A 17,352-nucleotide genomic window follows, 5' to 3' on the forward strand; every position below is an offset into this window, starting at 1 on the left:
GCTGGCGGATCGTCATGACCGCCTCGAACGGCGATGAATTCGACAACCACTGGAGTTTTCTCGCGATCGAGGACGGCCGCATGGTCCGCGCCCGCCATCATCTGCCGATGCATGATTTCGTGCTGGAGATGCGGTTCGAGGAACATGCCGGGGGAAGCCGCCTTGTCTGGGTAATGGAATTCGAGCCGACCGAGGAAAACCAGGCCATGGCCCACTTCCTCAAGGCCGCCAACGACCAGAATCTCGAACGGCTCGCACGGTTTCTGGAAGGAGAAGACCGATGACCGCAGACCTCGATCCCGCAAGAATCATCCGGCTGGAGCGCGTCATGGACGCCCCGCGCGAACTGGTGTTCAAGGCGCTGTCCGATGAGAAGCACCTCGACCAATGGTGGGGGCCGGACGGCTTCACCAACGAAACCCACGCGATGGACTTTTCCGTCGGCGGACTTTGGCATTACACGATGCACGGGCCGGACGGGAAGGACTGGCCGAACTGGATCCGCTACACGGAGATCACCCCTCCTTCCCGCATCGCCTACGACCATGGCGGCGAACGCGGCGAGCCCGCCCATTTCCGAGGCCTGATCCTGCTCGAGGACGAAGGCGGAAAGACCCGCGTCTCGCTGATCCTGATCTTCGAGACGGCCGAGGCCCGCGATGCGACCGTAGACTTCGGCGCCGTCGATGGCGGGCGGCAGACCCTGGCAAAGCTAGAGCGCTACGTCGCCGGACTGGAGGCGTAGCAGGCGAAACCGGTGCGGCCGGGCCGATCCCGCCGCCGGCCGTCTGTCATGAAAACGCTACTCAGTCGTGCGACAAACGGGATTGACGACGATCAATTAGGTTGATATCAACTTAAATAGGCGGCGATTTCCGGAATACCTTCAAAAGGAGAGCGACATGAGCAGCGAATTCGTCTGGTACGAACTTCTGACGACCGATACGGCTGCGGCCGAAGCCTTCTATAAAGACGTTATCGGCTGGAGCGCCCGCGACGGCGGCATGCCCGATTTCAGCTACACGCTCTTTTGCGTTTCCGGCTTTGAGACCTATGCCGCCGGCATGATGGCCCTCAACGAGGAGATGCTGGCCCGCAATGTCCCGCCGAACTGGTCCGGCTATGTCTATGTCGAGGATGTCGACGCCAAGGCCGCCGCGTTTGCCGCCGAGGGCGGGAGCATCAACGTTCCTGCCATGGATATCCCCTCGGTCGGACGCTTCGCCGTGGTCTCAGACCCGCAGGGCGCGGTGATCTGCCTGTTCAACCCCATTATGCCGGAAGGCGGCATGCCGGAGGCGCCGCCGGCGAGAACGCCCGGCACGTTCGGCTGGTGCGAGCTCTACACCAGCGACGCCGAAGCGGCCGTCGCCTTCTACGAAAAAATGTTCGGCTGGAAGGAAACGTCGACGATGGATATGGGCCCGATGGGCAAATACCACCTCTTCGGCCCGGGCGAGGAACCGATCGGCGGCATCATGAAGAAACCGGACGACATGCCGGTTTCGGCATGGGCCTACTACATCTATGTCGACGGTCTGGACGCCGCCATCGAGCGGGTGAAGAACGACGGCGGACAGCTTCTCAACGGTCCGATGGATGTGCCGGACGGCGCCGTGATCGCCCAGTGCCTCGATCCGCAGGGCGCCTATTTCTGCCTGGTCTCCGACAGCCGATAGACCAAAGCCCGCTCCTCCCCGAAATTGAAGAAACACAGGTTGCGCCGGAGACATCTCCGGCGCAAATTCCGTCTGCCGCTGACGCGGCGCAGGTTCGGAGAATACCCCATGACTGAAATGGTCCCCGCAAAAGCCACGCGACGCGAATGGACGGGCCTCGTGGCCCTGTCCGTCGCCTGCCTTGTCTATTCCATGGATCTGTCGGTCCTGTTCCTCGCCATTCCCTCGATCGTGCGCGAACTCGAGCCGTCGGCCACGGAACTGCTCTGGATGAATGACATCTACGGCTTCATGGTCGCGGGTTTTCTCGTCACCATGGGCGGGCTCGGCGACCGGATCGGCCGACGCAGGCTGCTGGTCCTGGGGGCCGCCGCCTTCGCCGCCGCTTCCGCCTTTGCCGCCTTTGCCCAGAGCGCGGGCATGCTGGTCTTCGCCCGCGCGCTTCTGGGGATCGCCGGCGCCACCATCGCGCCCTCGACGCTTTCCCTGATCATGAACATGTTCCGCGACGAGGGCGAACGCAACCGCGCCATCGGCGTCTGGGGCACAGCCTTCGCGCTCGGCGGCCTTGTCGGGCCGTTGATCGGCGGCGTCCTGCTGCATTTCTTCCACTGGGGATCGGTGTTTCTCATCAATGTGCCGATCATGGCGCTGCTGATTGCCTGCGCGCCCTTCCTGCTGCCGGAATACCGCTCCGGCGAGAGCCCGCGGCTGGACCTAGCCAGCGTCGTCCTCTCGCTTGCGACAGTTCTGCCGGTGATCTACGGCTTCAAGCACATGGCAATCTACGGCTTCGACGCGCCCTACCTTCTGCCGGTGGCCGCGGGGCTGATGTTCGGAGCGTTCTTCGTCAGGCGCCAGCGCGGACTTGCCGAGCCGCTGGTGGACCTGGCGCTGTTCCGCGCGCCGGCCTTCACCGTCTCGATGCTCGTCAATCTTTGCGGCGTGTTCTTCATCTTCGCCCTGTTCCTGATGCAGACTCAGTTCTTCCAGCTCGTGATCGGCCTGACGCCGCTTGAGGCGGCGCTCTGGGCCGCGATTCCCGGCCTGTTCTACACGGTCATGTCGCTTCAGGCCTATCGCGTCACCAATCATTTCGGACCGGTGAGAACGGTCCTCGGCGGCCTTGTGATCTTTGCGGCCGGCGCCGCGCTGATGGGATTTGCCGCCTATGCGGAAAGCCTTGCGGGCGTTCTTCTCGCCAATGCCGTTCTCGGCGCGGGGTTCATTCCGGTGATGCTGACGACGACGGGCCTCATCGTCGGCTCCGCCCCGCCCGAGCGCGGCGGCGTGGCCTCGGCCATGTCGGAAACCAGCGCGGAACTCGGCGGCGCGCTCGGCGTCGGCATTCTGGGCAGCCTGGCGACGATGGTCTACCGGCTCGATATGGCAAGGGCCGATCTTTCGGACCTTCCCGCCGAAATCGCGGCGGCGGCCGGCCAGACGCTTGCCGGCGCCGTCGACGGCGCCCGGGAGCTCGGATTGTCCGCTCCGCTCTGGCTTGCCACCGCCCGCTCCGCATTCAGCCTGAGTTTCGCGGTCTGCTCGGGCGTCGCCGCCGTCGCCCTCGTTCTCCTCGCACTCGCCGCGCAACGTATCTACGGCAGGCACGAGCCCCGGGTCGAAGCGACCGGCCACTGACCGTCTTGCAGGACGAAAATGCGACCCACGGATGCATGCACGCGTTTTGTCGCGCTTTCGATTTATCTGGAAATGGCGACCGCCCATCTGCTATAACGCGGATCAGGTTTGAAACTGGTTCCGGGGTCAACGCTCCGGAACCTGTTTCTTTTTCTGTGGCAAAACGGCCTGGGACTTCCTAAGTGGAGGGCTGTTTGTCTCACGACAGAACGCATGAACTGAAGAGGCGGCGGCGCGAAAAGGCCTCCCATCGGGCCCGCCCGCCGCTTTGCCAATGACCGAAGGACAAGAATATGGTCGAAAAAGTACCGATGACCAAGGCCGGCGCGGAGAAGCTGAAGGAAGAGCTTCGCTGGCGCCAGCAGGAGGAACGTCCGCGCATCATTCAGGCGATCTCGGAAGCGCGCGCCCATGGCGACCTGTCCGAAAACGCCGAATATCATGCCGCCAAGGAGGCCCAGAGCTACAATGAGGGCCGCATCAGCGAGCTTGAGGACGTGACCACCCGCGCCGAAGTCGTGGATCCGGCCAAGATGACCGGCGACAAGGTCCGGTTCGGCGCGACGGTGAAGCTTGTCGACGAGGACACGGAAGAAGAAAAGATATACCAGATCGTCGGCGACCAGGAAGCCGATGTGAAGTCGGGCAGGATTTCGATCTCGTCTCCGATCTCGCGCGCGCTCATCGGCAAGGAAGTCGGCGATTCGATCGAGGTCAACGCGCCGGGCGGTTCCCGCGCCTACGAAGTTCTCGAAATCCTGTGGCGTTGAGGCTGGCGGGAAGGCCATGCGCCATGCCCGCCAAACAGCCCATCCCCTGCCCGCGCCGGACGCTTCTCATCGGACGCCGATACCATGTCTTCTCTTTCGAACAGACCCGATGACGGGCTTCCGGAAGTCGGCCTTTCCGTCCTCACCTGGAAATCGCCGAAAACGCTGGAGCGCACCCTTCGTTCTCTCGGCCCGGTAAGCGATCTCTTCGCCGAGCGGAAGGTCGTCTGCCAGGAAGGCAGCCCAGAAGAGATGGAAATCGCCCGGGCCTTCGGGTTCGAGCCGGTCGCCACCGAGCATAATCTCGGCATCCAGGAGGGGCTCGCCCGTTGCGGGGAGGTTTTGTCCACCGAGCGCATCGTCATCGTCGAGGGTGACAACACGCTCGTCGGGAAAGACGGCGTGCGCGACCTGATGATCCGTGCATTCCTGCTCTTTGATGCGCACGAGATGACCGCCTTCCAGCTCTCGGGGCGCAATCACACGCTTTCCAGCCGGTTCCTGCGCTACTGGAAACCGGATGAACCGCTGAGGAAAACGCTGCGCGGCGTTCTGCGGCCGGGCGCGGCGCGGTTTCGCGTGCATGAATCCTTCGCCATGCCGACGACCCCCGCAAACGGCAACCGATACATCGCCAGGCTCGAAGACGAGCTCTACCTGACCCGGTCCGACTGCATCAGCTGGTCGAACCGCCCGTTCCTGACGAGCCGCGCGTTCTTTCTCGGCCCGCTGATGACGTTCGCCCGCCAGAACCCCGGCAAGAAGCGGGTCAACGGCTTGGCAGATCTGGAGCACCCGATCAACTGCCCGGCCAACCGCAAATGGTGGCGCGGCCTGCATGCGAAGATCGGCGTTGCCTATCCCGGCCTGTTTGAACACGGCCGGCTCGAGCGGCCCGACGCCGACGAGAAGACGGAACTGTAGAACGCGCCTACCCGCCAAACCCTCCGTAGAGCCCGAGCGCGATGCTGAAGAGCGCCGAAAACTCCATGGCGGCAAGGGCAAGCACGCGATAGCCGTCATCCGAGCCGCGGCGGAAACAGGCCGCCCCAAGGGCCGATCCGGCGTAACAGACGGGCGAGGAAATCAATCCGAGCAGGATGATATCGAGGTTGAGCGTGCCGCGCGCGGCCGCCGTCAGCAGCGCGAACACCGCCATGATCGCAAACAGCAGGATCATCGAGGCCCGTTTTTCGCGCGGTGAGATCTTGCGGGCGAGGAAATAGGCGACCACCGGTGGTCCAGGCGCGGCCGCAAGTCCGCCGAAAAGGCCCGAAAGGAAACCGACCAAAGCGGTCGAGACCATCCCCATGTCGGACTTCAGCGAGAACCTGAAGAACAGGACGAGCGCGGCCGCGCCGGCAATCGCGCCGATGATGATCTGCGCCATGTAAAGCGGCACGAAGCCGATGGCGATGAGCCCGATCGGCGTGCCGAGAAAGGCGGCGACGGCCAGAAGGAACACCGCTCTGCGATCGGCAAAGCCCAGGCACTCCCGCATGTCGAAGCTACTGAGCACGATCTGGACCACCATCAGCGCCAGGATGGCGCTTTGCGGCGGCACCAGAAGAATGAGCAGCGGCATGGCAACCAGCGCCATGCCGAAACCGGCAAAGCCGCGAAAGAAGGCGCCGACCGAAAGGATCAACGCAAACCCGATATAAACGGGCAGGGAAAAGGCAAGTTCAGGCATCTGCCCGCCCGGGCCGCAGCCGCCGCCGGCTTCCGTTGCCCGCCATCCTCATAGATGCGCGTCCACCTGGCAGGCCGTCACCGCGATCATGTCCAGCACATCCTCGGCCGAGCAGCCGCGCGAAAGATCGTTCGCGGGCTTCGCCAGCCCCTGAAGCACCGGGCCGACGGCAGTGGCGCCGCCGATCCGCTCGGCGATCTTGTAGCCGATATTGCCGGCTTCGAGATTGGGAAAGATGAAGATGTTGGCATCGCCGCCGAGCGGTTCGCCCGCGCCCTTGGCGCTGGCGATCTCCGGCACGAAGGCAGCGTCAAACTGGATCGGCCCGTCGACCAGGAGATCGGGACGGTTGAGCTTCAGGAGCTTGACGGCCGCCTCGACTTTCTCGACGGAAGGATGCGAAGCGCTGCCCCGCGTTGCAAAGGAGAGCATCGCGATCTTCGGCGTCTCCCCGGTCAACACATCGAAGGAATGGGCGGCCGCGATCGCGATCTTGCTCAGCTCGCCCGGGTTGGGGTCGATCACGAGGGCGGGGTCGCAGAAGATGAAGGCGCCCTTCTTCGGGTGGTGCTCCGCCTCCATCAGCATCAGGAAAAAGCTGGAGACCAGACGCGTGCCGGGCGCAGGTCCGATCACCTGGATTGCCGTGCGCACCATGTCAGCCGTCGCATGATGGGCGCCGCCGACCGTGCCATCGGCATGGCCGGCCTTGACCATCAGCGCGGCGAACACATGCGGTTCGCGCGCGATCCGCGCCGCATCCTCCTCGGTAATGCCCTTGTGCTTGCGCAGCCTGAAATAGAGCGCGATCAGTTCGGACAGAAGCGGGGAATTCTGCGGGTCCTCGGTCTCGATCGCCGCCGGCAGCGTGAGGCCCAGCTGTTGACAGCGCGCGGCGATCTTCTCGCGGTTGCCGACAAGAGCAATCCGCGCAAGCCCCCTCTCGACCGCCTTGCAGGCCGCCTCCAGAATGCGCGGATCGTCGGCTTCGGGAAGCACGATCTTCTTGTCGAGCCGCTTTGCCGCGGCCATGATCTTTTCAAGCGGTTTCATGCGTTCACCTCACGATTACGATTGTGCCCACCAGCACGATCGCGCCGATGAACAGGGTTTCCAGAACGATGAGCAGGATGGCCTGACCGCCGACCTGCAGCATGCTTTTGAGCGAGGTCTTCATGCCCACCGCCGCGACGGCGAAGAGCAGCGCCCAGCGGGAAATCTCGGCAAGCAGGCGACCGAGCGCTTCGGGCACGAGCCCGAACGTATTCGCCGCCGACAGCACCAGAAAGGCGATCACGAACAAGGGCAGGAGCGGCGGGCGCCCTGCCTCCGGAACCGCGCCGGACATCTGTTTGCGGATGACAAGCGAGAGCACGAGAATGACCGGAGCGAGCATCGTCACCCGGATCAGCTTCACCAGCGTCGCCATCTCGCCGGCGGGGACCGAGACGGAAAATCCGGCGCCGACGACCTGCGCGACATCGTGGATCGTGCCGCCGAGAAAGGTGCCCGACTGCAGATCGGTGAAAGCGAGCACGCTCGTCAGGATCGGATAGAAGATCATCGCGATCGTGCTCAGGATCGTGACCCCCATGACGACGAAGATCAGATTGCGTTCCGAATCCTCGTCCTTGGGCAGGACCGCGGCAATCGCCATGGCGGCAGAGGCGCCGCAGATTGCCACCGAACCGCCGGAAAGCGCGCCGAAATGCCAGCTCCGCCCCATCAGTCGCGCCACCGCGACTCCGAAAAGGATGGTGCCGGCAACCGCCAGAACCAGAAGCAGGACCATCTGCCAGCCAAGCCCGATCAGCATGTCGGCGCTGATGCGCGCGCCCAAGATGGCAACGCCGAAGCGCAGCACCTTCTTCGCCGTCAGATCGATGCCGGCCGCCATGCGCTGATCTTCGGTGAGGAAATGAAAGGCGATGCCGATCAGAAGCGCCATCAGCATGGCCGGCGCGCCGTAATGTTCCGCGAGGAACTGTGCTGCGGTCGCAATCAGCGCGCAGACCAGCAGCCCGTATTTGTTGATATCGAAAAACCGGCGCACACGCGTCAGCGTTCCATCGGCGGGGCCATCATCGGCCATGCTCTTCCCTCCCCCGGAAGATTCAGGAAGGGCCGGAGACCGGCCCTCCCAACGTCTGATCTCAGGCGTCGGCGCGCATGTCGGCGGGGTCGATGCCGGCCACCGAGACCGGCTTCTTCATCGCGTCGCGACGGAAGGGCTCGCCGAGTTCCTGGTTGAGCACGACCTCGATGAAGGTGGTCTTCTTCTCCTTCATCTGCCGCTCGATCGCCTTGTCGAGCTCGGCCGAAAGCGCCTCCATCGTCGTCACCTGAACGCCCTCGACGCCGCAGGCCCTGGCAATATCGGCATAGCGCACATCGAGCGAGAGTTCGGTCCCGACGAAATTGTCATCAAACCACAGCGTCGTGTTGCGCTTTTCCGCGCCCCACTGATAGTTGCGGAAGATCACCATGGTGATCGCCGGCCAGTGCTCGCGCTTCAGCGAGACCATCTCGTTCATGGAGATGCCGAAGGCGCCGTCGCCGGCAAAGCCGATCACCGGCGTATTGGGCTGGCCGATCTTGGCCCCGGTTATGGCCGGGAAGCCGTAGCCGCAGGGGCCGAAGAGGCCGGGAGCAAGATATTTGCGGCCCGCCTCGAAAGTCGGATAGGCATTGCCGATGGCGCAGTTATTGCCGATATCGGACGTGATGATCGCATCCTTTGGCATTGCCTTCTGGATGGCGCGCCAGGCCATGCGCGGGCTCATGCGTTCCGGCTCGCGGTTGCGGGCACGCTCGTTCCAGGTCGTGCCGACATCGTCTTCCTCGTGATCGAGCGAGGTCAGCTCCTGCGCCCAGGCGGACTTGGTCTTGGCGATCAGCGCCTTGCGTTCATCGCGGCCGGCATTGCCCGCCGTGCCGGAGAGCCGGTCGAGAATGCCGGTCGCAACCTTCCTGCTGTCGCCGACAATGCCGACGGTCACCTTCTTGGTGAGCCCGATGCGGTCGGGATTGATGTCGACCTGGATGATTTCCGCATCCTTCGGCCAGTAGTCGATGCCGTAGCCCGGCAGCGTGGAGAAGGGATTGAGGCGGGTGCCGAGCGCCAGCACGACATCCGCCTTGGCGATCAGTTCCATCGCCGCCTTGGAGCCATTATAGCCGAGCGGCCCGGCAAACAGCGGATGCGAGCCCGGAAAGGCGTCATTATGCTGGTAGCCGACGCAGACCGGGGCATCGAGCCGTTCGGCAAGCGCCTTCGAGGCTTCGATCGCGCCGCCGAGAACGACGCCTGCGCCATTGAGAATGACCGGAAATTTCGCCTTGCTGAGAAGCTCGGCCGCGCGGTCAACCGCTTCCTCGCCGCCGGCGGGACGCTCGAATTCGACGATCGCCGGCAGTTCGATATCGATCACCTGTGTCCAGAAATCGCGCGGCACGTTGATCTGCGCCGGACCGCAGGCGCGCTTGGCCTTCAGGATCACGCGGTTCAGGACTTCGGCGATGCGGGTCGGGTCGCGCACCTCTTCCTGATAGGCGACCATATCCTTGAACAGCGCCATCTGCTCGACTTCCTGGAAGCCGCCCTGCCCCATTGTCTTGTTGGCGGCCTGCGGTGTGACGACCAGAAGCGGCGTATGGTTCCAGTAGGCCGTCTTCACCGGGGTCACCAGCGAGGTGATGCCGGGGCCGTTCTGGGCCACAACCATCGACATGCGCCCGGTGGCGCGGGAATAGCCGTCAGCCATCATCCCGGCATTGCACTCATGGGCGCAGTCCCAGAACGTGATGCCGGCGCGCGGAAACAGGTCCGAAATCGGCATCATCGCCGAGCCGATAATGCCGAAGGCATGCTGGATGCCGTGCATCTGCAGGACTTTGACGAAGGCTTCCTCGGTAGTCATTTTCATCGGGTTTCTCCTCTCCGAATTTTCGAAATCGTGTTGTCGGTCGCCTTTCAGGCGGTGCGCCGCGCGTCTTCGCGCACGAGATCGCTCAGTTTCTCGCCGATCATGATTGCCGGCGCATTGGTGTTGCCGGAGACGATTTCCGGCATGATCGAGCAATCGGCGACGCGCAGGCCGTCAACGCCGCGAACCCGCAGACGCTCGTCCACCACGGCGCGCTCGTCCTGGCCCATGCGGCAGGTACCGGTCGGATGATAGATCGTTGTCGAATAGTCGCGCGCCCAGGCCAACGTGCCCTCGTAGTCATCGATCGCCAGGTCGCTTGATGGCCTGAATTCCTCGGAAATCTTCGAGTTGAGCGGCGCCTGGCGGGCGATGCGGCGCGCAATGCGCACGCCTTCAACGACGGTGCGGCGGTCCGTCTCGGTGGACAGATAATGGGGAAAAATCTTCGGATAGGTGCGCGGGTCCGGGCCGTTCAGCACGATCTCGCCCCGGCTTTCCGGCCTTAACTGGCAGACCGACATGGTGAAGGCGGAAAAGGGATGAACCCCCTCGCCAGGACTGTCGGCCGACCAGGGCTGGACGTGAAACTGGATGTCCGGCGTTTCCACATGGTCGCCGGTGCGCAGGAAGCCCGTGGCAAGGCTTGCCGCCATGGTCATCGGGCCTGCACGGAAAAGCGCATATTTGAGCGCGATGCGCGCCTGGTTGAAGATCGAACGCACCTCGTCGTTCAGCGTCGGCTCGTTGCATTTGAACACGAGGCGGGCCTGAAGATGGTCCTGAAGATTGCGACCGACATCCGGCGAATGGCAAACGACCTCGATGCCGTTCTTCTTCAGTTGTTCGGCATCGCCGATGCCGGAGAGCATCAGGAGTTGCGGCGAATTGACTGCGCCGGACGAAAGGATCACCTCGCGCCGCGCCGTAACCTGCGCCTCGCTCCTGCCGCCCGAAAGATAGCGCACGCCCGTGGCCCTGCCGTTTTCGATCACCACCTTTTCGACCAGCGCGCCGGTGACGACCGTGAGGTTCGACCGCTTCCTTGCCGGCTTCAGAAAGGCAACGGCCGACGAGCAGCGCCGCCCCTTGCGGGCCGTCAACTGGAAATAGCCGACGCCTTCCTGCGTGGCGCCGTTATAATCCGGATTGAACGGATAGCCTTCTGCCGTGGCAGCGGCCACCCAGGCATCGCAGATCGGGCGCTGCAGGCGCATGTTGGACACGGAAAGCTCGCCTTCCGCGCCGTGATAGTCGTCCGCGCCGCGCTCCTGGTTTTCCGAGCGCTTGAACAGCGGCAGAACGTCTTCCCAGCTCCAGCCGGCGTTCCCCATTTGCGCCCAGCGGTCATAGTCCTCCTGCTGGCCGCGCACATAGAGCAGGCCGTTGAGCGAGGACGAACCGCCGAGCACCCTGCCGCGCGGCCAGTCGAGCGAACGGCCGTTGAGGCCCGGATCCGGCTCGGTCCTGTAGCACCAGTCGACGGACGGATTGTGCATCATGCGGAAATAGCCGACGGGAATGTGGATCCACGGGTTCCAGTCCGAAGGCCCGGCCTCCAGCAGCACGACGCGCACATTCGGATCGGCGCTCAGCCTGTTGGCGATCACACAGCCAGCCGAGCCCGCGCCGACAATCACATAATCCGCTTCCAGCCGCTCCATGAGCCCCCCTCAAGCCCCGAATTGACAAAATGCAACGAAATCTCCTTGCAAGAACAGTCGATATATGATTGAAATCGATACTGCAAGTCTCATTTTTTCAGAGGGAGGGAAGAAATGACGGGACTGAATGAGAAACTCCGCGGCATTTCGCGGCGCGATCTTTTCAAGCTTTCAGGGAAATTCGGATTGAGCTCGACGCTTCTGGCAGCAAGCGCGATGGCGGGCGCAGTCACGCTGCCGCGCCTGGCACAGGCGGTCGAGTCAACCTATGAGAAGCGTTTTTCCAAGGAGCCGAAATACACGCTGAAATACGGCGCATCGGGTTTCAACGCGCGCAACCTCATGATCGAGCGCGCCGGCTGCCTGGAATTTGCCCGCGACCTCGAGGAGCGCACCGACGGTCTCGTGCGCGTCGAATTCATCGGCGACAACCAGATCTGCGGACAGCTGAACTGCGTTGAGAAGACCCAGCTCGGCATTATCGACATCTATGCCGCCTCGACCCAGAACTCGGCCGGCGGCGCGCCCTATCTGAACGTGCTGGACTATGCCTACATGTTCCCGGGCCGGGCCTCGCAGTATCACTTCCTTTACAGCCCCGGTTCCCAGCGCATCCTGCGCGACCCGCTGGAAAAGCGCCACGGGCTGAAATTCCTGTTCTCGCATTGCGAACTGCGCGGCATCCAGCTTGGCCTCAAATATCAGGACAAGCCGACGGTGACGAAACTGGAGGAGCTTTTCGGCACCAAGAACCGCGTCACCGGCACCCAGCTCGGCCGCATCGCCATGCAGCTTCTGAACCTCAATCCGGTTCCGATCGCCTGGGAAGAAACGCTCGACGGCCTGAAGCAAGGCCTGATCGACGGCGCGGAAACCTGGGCTTCGGCCGTGGCCTACGCCAACATGTCGCCGGTGGTCTCGCAGTCCGTCGACCTCAAATTCTTCTGCGGCACGGAGCATACCTCCATGTCATCCAAGGTGTTCGACAGTTTCGAGCCGGACGTGCAGGACGCGGTGATGGAATCGTCCTATCTGACGCAGGTGCAGATCCAGGCGGCAAATGAGGCAGCCCTGGTCAAGACCGTCGGCTTCTCCGATCCGCAGCTGCCCGGCACCATCTTTGACGAATATAATGTGCGTCCGGCCTTCCTGGCCGACGACCAGATCAAGATGGCGGAAGAAATGTGCTCGCCGGAATACAATCCCGAGCCCTGGGCGCAGTGGCGCGAACGGCTCAACAACTGGGCCGGCGGCATCGACACCTATGCGGAAATCAGCGCCATCGCGCGCGAAGTGCCGGCCGACATGAAGCCTGAAAATGTCGAGCCCCGCCGCTGGTGGAAAAGCTGATCGCTGATCGGCCATGACATGAAAACAGCCGGCATTCGGGAGGGATGCCGGCTGTTTGCGACTGCCGCCGCCTGCCCCTTCGGTAAGCAAGGTCGGCGAGGACATTCTTTGGGAGGAGATGAGGTTGGTGACGTTGCTGAACGAAGCCTGGTCGATTATCGCGGCAATTCCGAGCTGGGATTCCTGGACGATAAGCGAGGCCCTGGGCACGAATGGCGCCTGGCTGGTGGGCCTTGTCGTCACGCTTCTCGGCGGCCTCTTGGTCGCCATTCTTTACGCGCGCTTTCCCGCGCTCGAAAACCATTTCGAAAAATCGGTGATGATCTGGTCCTATCTGCTGATCGCCGCGATCATCGGCGTCGAGGTGATCCGCCGCTTCGTCTTTTCGGTGCAGGCGCCCTGGTCGACAACGCTGCCGCCCTTCCTGTTCCTGATCATGAGCTGGGCAGGCTGCGCCTACAATCTCAAATTCCGCAATCACCTGAGCTTCGCGGAGTTCCGTTCGATGATGCCGCGCAACGCCCAGTTCGCCTGCCTCGTCATCGACGCCATGCTCTGGCTCGCCTTCTCCTGGGTCGTCGTCGTCACCTCGACGCGCGTCGTATTCAACTCGGCGGCCAATTTCCAGATCCTGCTCGGCACCGACAATGTCATGCAATGGTGGCTGCTCATCTCCGTGCCCATCAGCTTCATCCTGATTGCCGGACGGGCGATCGAGAACCTTGCGATCGACTATCGCAAATACAGAAACGGCGCCGACCTCATCTCCGCGTCGGCGCAATTCGGCGATTGAGGAGGCCCCATGTCAGACTCTCTTCTGGTTACCTTGATCTCGCTCGGCGCCACCGGTTTCTTCCTGATCGGCGTTCCCGTGCTCCTCGTCATCGGCCTCTGGGTGATCGGCATGAGCATGATGCTCGGCCTGCCGCTCGACAATCTGGGCTCCGCGCTGTCGGATGTCTTCACCGACGGCTTCGCGCTTCTGGCGATGCCGCTCTTCATCCTCACCGGCGACCTGATCAACCAGTCCGGCATCGCCCGGCGCATGTCCGACTTCGCCTATTCCTGCCTCGGCTGGCTGCGCGGCGGCCTTGCCATGGCGGCGATCGGCGCCTGCGGCCTGTTTGCCGCGATCTCGGGCTCGAATTCGGCCACCACGGCCACGATCGGCGCCATGCTGCATCCGGAAATGAAGAAGGGCGGCTATGACGAGCGCTTTTCGGCGGCAACGGCTGCGGCCGGCGGCACGCTCGGCATCATCATCCCGCCATCGATCATCTTCATCGTCTACGGCTTCCTGATGAACCTGCCGATTTCCGATCTCTTCGTCGCCGGCATCATTCCGGGCCTTCTGATGGGGCTTTCGATGATGTTTTTCTGCTGGCTGATCTGCCGGAAGAACGGCTGGGGCCACATCATCGCGCTGGAGCCGTCCCGCATCCTGAAGACCGGCATCGGTTCCTGGCTTGGCTTCTTCGCCATCGGCATCGTACTGTGGGGCATCTACACCGGAAAATTCTCGCCGACCGAGGCGGCCGCCGTCACCGTCGGCTTCTGCGTGCTTGTCGGCTTCCTGTCGCTGCCGCTTCACCGGATGATGGGCTCGCCTTCGGAAGACCGTCCGCCGAACGAACGCGGCTATGCGGAAATGCTGGTGGTGCGCGGTTTCACGCCGCTCGACATCCCGTCGATCACCCTGCGCTCGGCCCAGATCACCGGCATTCTGGCGCCGCTGATCGCGATCTCCGTCGTCATGCAGCAGATCCTCTCGGTTCTCGGCGCCGAACAGGCGATCGGCGATTTCGTCCGCTCCATGGGCGGCTATTACCCGGTTCTCTTCACCGCCATGGCGCTGGTGTTCATCACCGGCATGGTGCTGGAGAGCCTGCCGACAACGATCATCATGGCGCCGATTCTGGCCCCGATTGCCGCCTCCATCGGCGTTGATCCGATCCAGTTCGCCGTGGTCTTCCTGATCGGCGCCTCGATCGGCTTCATTACCCCGCCCTACGGCCTCAATCTTTATGTCGCCTCGGGCGTGACCGGCGTGTCCTATTTCCGCATACTGCGCTATATCTACCCCTATATCGTCGCGCTGATTGCGGTTTGGGTCCTCGTCGCGCTTGTCCCGTCACTCTCGACAATGCTAATCCCGCAGCGATGAGCCGGCATTTCGCCAGATGAGATGAAACGCGTTTGAGAGACGATATTGGACGATCAAGCCAGGGACGGACAGATCCCGACAAACCTCCGCCTTCTGTTGGTGCTCGAAGCACTGGCGGAAGCCGGATCGCCCGTCACGCCGACCGAGGTGAACCAGACGCTTGGCCTGCCGAAGCCGACGATCCATCGGCTGTTCGCGACGCTTGAGGCCGAGGGCTTCATCCAGCGCGAGATCGACGGGCGCGGCTATTGCCCCGGCCGCAGGCTGCGCGTCATGTCGGCGGGCATTCTGTCCTCGCTCAGGATCAGGACCGCGCGCGTGGCGATCCTCTCCGAGCTTGCCGAGGCGATCAACGAGACCTGCAACATCTCGTTGCCGGATCTCGACGCCATGGTTTACCTGGAACGCGTGGAAACCAAATGGCCGCTCAGGATCCAGCTTCCCGTCGGAACGCGCGTGCCGTTCTACTGTACGGCCAGCGGCAAGATGTATCTGAGTTCGCTCGAGCGCAAGCATCTGGAAAACTATCTGCGCGCGACGGCGCTTTCGCCGCGCGCGGCAAACACGATCACCTCGGCCGGCGATCTCGTCGCCGAGCTCGATCGCGTGCGCGAGCGGGGCTATGCGACGGACAACGAGGAATTCATGGACGGCATGATCGCCGTCGCCGTGCCGATCCGCGACAGTTTCGGCCGGCTTGTCTCCGCGCTTTCATTCCATGCGCCGCTGCAGCGGCTTTCGCTGGACGAGGCGATCAACAATGTCGACCGCCTGAATACGGCCGCCGACAAGCTTTCGGCGCTGATCAGCAAGTCCGACCTCTGACGTGAAGGCCGGCGGCTTATTCGCCCGCCCAAGGACAAAACGAGACAACCGCCGCCCCGAAGGGCGACGGCTCCAGCACGGCGCACACCGTCTGTCGAAGGGCTCAGTTGTTCGGGTTGCCCGCGCCGCGCGGCATCGGCGGCTGCTGGCCCTGGTTGCCGGCCGCCCCTTGCGCGAAGGGCTGCTGCGGACCGGCGCCGGGAACCGGCAGTTGCGAAACCGCGACCTTGCCGTCACCGTCGCTGTCGAGATACTGGAAGTGACGCGCGAACATCGGACGTCCGACCTCGACCTGGAAGGCCTCGAACTCGTCCAGCGAAAGATAGCCGTCGCCGTTCTTGTCATACTGGCCGAGGTCGCCCATCATCTGCGGGCCGCCCGCCTGGCCTGCGCCGCGCGGGCCATTGCCGGGCCCCGTGCCGGGACCGCGCATGCCGCCGGGCCCGAAATCGGCCTGCGGACCGCCGCGCTGCCCCTGCATCATGCCGCGGCCATAGGCGCCGTCGTCATTGCCGCGCATCGCCATCCGGCCGGAGCCCCTGTTGTCCTGGGCGAAGCCGTTCTGGTCATAGCCGCGCTGCATCATGCCCTGACGGCCGCCGGGGCCTCTTGCTGCGCCCTGCGGGCCGTTGCAATCGGTCATCATCTGCCGGGGCCCCTGGCCGCGGCCGCCCCAGCTGTCGTCGGGCCCTGCCGCGAGTGCGGGAACGGCAGCGCCGCCGATGAGTGCTGCAACCAGTCCTGCTGCGAAGAGTGTTCTGCGTTTCATGACATCGCTCCTTTCGATCTGTCGATGTCGCCAATCTGACGCTCCTCTGTCGCAGCATGATGCCGGGATGGCGCTTTGTTGTATCCATTGGTCGCAGGGCCCGCCGCCTGATACAAAACGTGACACAGTTTTGCGCAACCGGTCGCCCGGCTGGGCTATGGTGAGATCATGAACAACGAACCGCACATCCTGATCGTTGACGATCACCGGGACATCCGCGATGCCGTGCAGACCTACCTGCAGAAGAACGGCTACCGGGCGACCGCCGTGCGCGATGCGGCCGAAATGGACGACAAGCTGCGCGGGGCAAACTTCGACCTGATTGTGCTCGATGTGATGATGCCCGGCGAGGACGGCATTTCCGTCTGCCGGCGTCTCAGCGCGGAGGGCAGCGTACCGATCCTGATGCTGACCGCGCTCGGCGAGGAGACCGACCGGATCATCGGCCTGGAGGTCGGGGCGGATGACTATCTGCCGAAACCCTTCAACCCGCGCGAGCTTCTGGCGCGCATCCGCGCCATCCTGCGCCGCGCGGAGCGCCAGCCGAAAATACCCGGCGCGCCGGCCGGCGAAATTCTGCGCTTCGCCGGCTGGACGCTCGACACGGACACGCGCCGCCTGACCGCCGATGACGGCCGCGAGGAGGCGCTGACGACGGCCGATTTCCGGCTCCTGACCGTGCTTCTCGCGCGTCCGCGCTTCGTCCTGAGCCGCGAGCAGCTTCTTGACGCCACTTCCGGCCGCAGCGCCCATGTGTTCGACCGCACCATCGACAACCAGATCAGCCGCCTGCGCCGCAAGATCGAACCGGATCCGACGAGCCCCGAGATCATCGTCACGGTGCGCGGCGGCGGCTACTCGCTTGCCTGCG

At 63.6% G+C, this 17,352-nt stretch carries 17 protein-coding genes; 11 read left to right on the top strand and 6 right to left on the bottom strand.

Annotation, left to right across the window (positions count from 1 at the left end; translation table 11 throughout):
- The 6 genes from AC5DC2_RS06660 to AC5DC2_RS06685 form a co-directional block, all read left to right on the top strand.
- On the top strand, positions 1–284 hold a 284-nt coding region (locus AC5DC2_RS06660), incomplete at its 5' end, for an SRPBCC family protein (protein ID WP_491697944.1).
- A complete protein-coding gene (locus tag AC5DC2_RS06665; protein ID WP_491697945.1) occupies positions 281–745 on the top strand; it encodes an SRPBCC family protein in 465 nt (154 codons plus the stop codon). The genes AC5DC2_RS06660 and AC5DC2_RS06665, both read left to right, overlap by 4 nt.
- Positions 746–902: 157 nt before the next feature.
- Positions 903–1,679, top strand: coding sequence for a VOC family protein (locus AC5DC2_RS06670; protein ID WP_491697946.1), 777 nt, complete (start codon positions 903–905; stop codon positions 1,677–1,679).
- A 108-nt stretch (positions 1,680–1,787) separates the two neighbouring features.
- Positions 1,788–3,320 carry an MFS transporter gene (locus AC5DC2_RS06675; RefSeq protein ID WP_024708187.1) on the top strand — a complete coding sequence of 511 codons (1,533 nt, stop codon included), beginning with the start codon at positions 1,788–1,790 and terminating at the stop codon, positions 3,318–3,320.
- 293 nt (positions 3,321–3,613) lie between these two features.
- Positions 3,614–4,090: a transcription elongation factor GreA gene (gene greA, locus AC5DC2_RS06680; RefSeq protein ID WP_024708186.1), complete on the top strand. Its 477-nt coding sequence runs from the start codon at positions 3,614–3,616 to the stop codon at positions 4,088–4,090.
- An 84-nt stretch (positions 4,091–4,174) separates the two neighbouring features.
- The gene (locus AC5DC2_RS06685) at positions 4,175–5,014 is read left to right on the top strand and encodes a hypothetical protein (protein WP_491697947.1); all 840 of its coding nucleotides are present in this window, start codon (positions 4,175–4,177) and stop codon (positions 5,012–5,014) included.
- 7 nt (positions 5,015–5,021) lie between these two features.
- On the opposite strand, the gene AC5DC2_RS06690 is transcribed toward AC5DC2_RS06685, so the two are convergent.
- The 5 genes from AC5DC2_RS06690 to AC5DC2_RS06710 form a co-directional block, all read right to left on the bottom strand.
- Positions 5,022–5,783, bottom strand: coding sequence for a sulfite exporter TauE/SafE family protein (locus AC5DC2_RS06690; RefSeq protein ID WP_024708184.1), 762 nt, complete (start codon positions 5,781–5,783; stop codon positions 5,022–5,024).
- 48 nt (positions 5,784–5,831) lie between these two features.
- Complete coding sequence (gene pta / locus AC5DC2_RS06695; protein WP_024708183.1) at positions 5,832–6,836, bottom strand: phosphate acetyltransferase; 1,005 nt, start codon at positions 6,834–6,836, stop codon at positions 5,832–5,834.
- A 4-nt stretch (positions 6,837–6,840) separates the two neighbouring features.
- A complete protein-coding gene (locus AC5DC2_RS06700; RefSeq protein WP_491697948.1) occupies positions 6,841–7,875 on the bottom strand; it encodes a YeiH family protein in 1,035 nt (344 codons plus the stop codon).
- Between the two features lie 61 nt (positions 7,876–7,936).
- Complete coding sequence (xsc, locus tag AC5DC2_RS06705; RefSeq protein ID WP_491697949.1) at positions 7,937–9,709, bottom strand: sulfoacetaldehyde acetyltransferase; 1,773 nt, start codon at positions 9,707–9,709, stop codon at positions 7,937–7,939.
- 47 nt (positions 9,710–9,756) lie between these two features.
- A complete protein-coding gene (locus AC5DC2_RS06710; RefSeq protein ID WP_491697950.1) occupies positions 9,757–11,373 on the bottom strand; it encodes a GMC family oxidoreductase in 1,617 nt (538 codons plus the stop codon).
- A 114-nt stretch (positions 11,374–11,487) separates the two neighbouring features.
- Here AC5DC2_RS06710 and AC5DC2_RS06715 point away from each other — a divergent pair, with 114 nt between their 5' ends.
- From AC5DC2_RS06715 to AC5DC2_RS06730, 4 genes are all read left to right on the top strand, one after another.
- Entirely contained in the window at positions 11,488–12,723 is a 1,236-nt protein-coding gene (locus AC5DC2_RS06715) for a TRAP transporter substrate-binding protein (protein ID WP_024708179.1), read from the top strand.
- A 118-nt stretch (positions 12,724–12,841) separates the two neighbouring features.
- A complete protein-coding gene (locus AC5DC2_RS06720) occupies positions 12,842–13,516 on the top strand; it encodes a TRAP transporter small permease (RefSeq protein WP_051424070.1) in 675 nt (224 codons plus the stop codon).
- Positions 13,517–13,525: 9 nt separating this feature from the next.
- On the top strand, positions 13,526–14,887 hold the full coding sequence (locus AC5DC2_RS06725; protein ID WP_491697951.1) for a TRAP transporter large permease: 1,362 nt from the start codon (positions 13,526–13,528) through the stop codon (positions 14,885–14,887).
- 45 nt (positions 14,888–14,932) lie between these two features.
- Entirely contained in the window at positions 14,933–15,712 is a 780-nt protein-coding gene (locus tag AC5DC2_RS06730; RefSeq protein WP_491697952.1) for an IclR family transcriptional regulator, read from the top strand.
- 103 nt (positions 15,713–15,815) lie between these two features.
- Here the strand turns inward: AC5DC2_RS06730 and AC5DC2_RS06735 are convergent, their stop codons facing one another.
- The gene (locus AC5DC2_RS06735; protein WP_024708175.1) at positions 15,816–16,481 is read right to left on the bottom strand and encodes an EF-hand domain-containing protein; all 666 of its coding nucleotides are present in this window, start codon (positions 16,479–16,481) and stop codon (positions 15,816–15,818) included.
- A gap of 168 nt (positions 16,482–16,649) precedes the next feature.
- Between AC5DC2_RS06735 and AC5DC2_RS06740 the strand changes: the two genes are divergently transcribed.
- The coding region (locus AC5DC2_RS06740; protein WP_491697953.1) for a response regulator at positions 16,650–17,352 on the top strand (703 nt) is incomplete at its 3' end.

The sequence above is a fragment of the Martelella sp. genome, assembly GCF_984369615.1.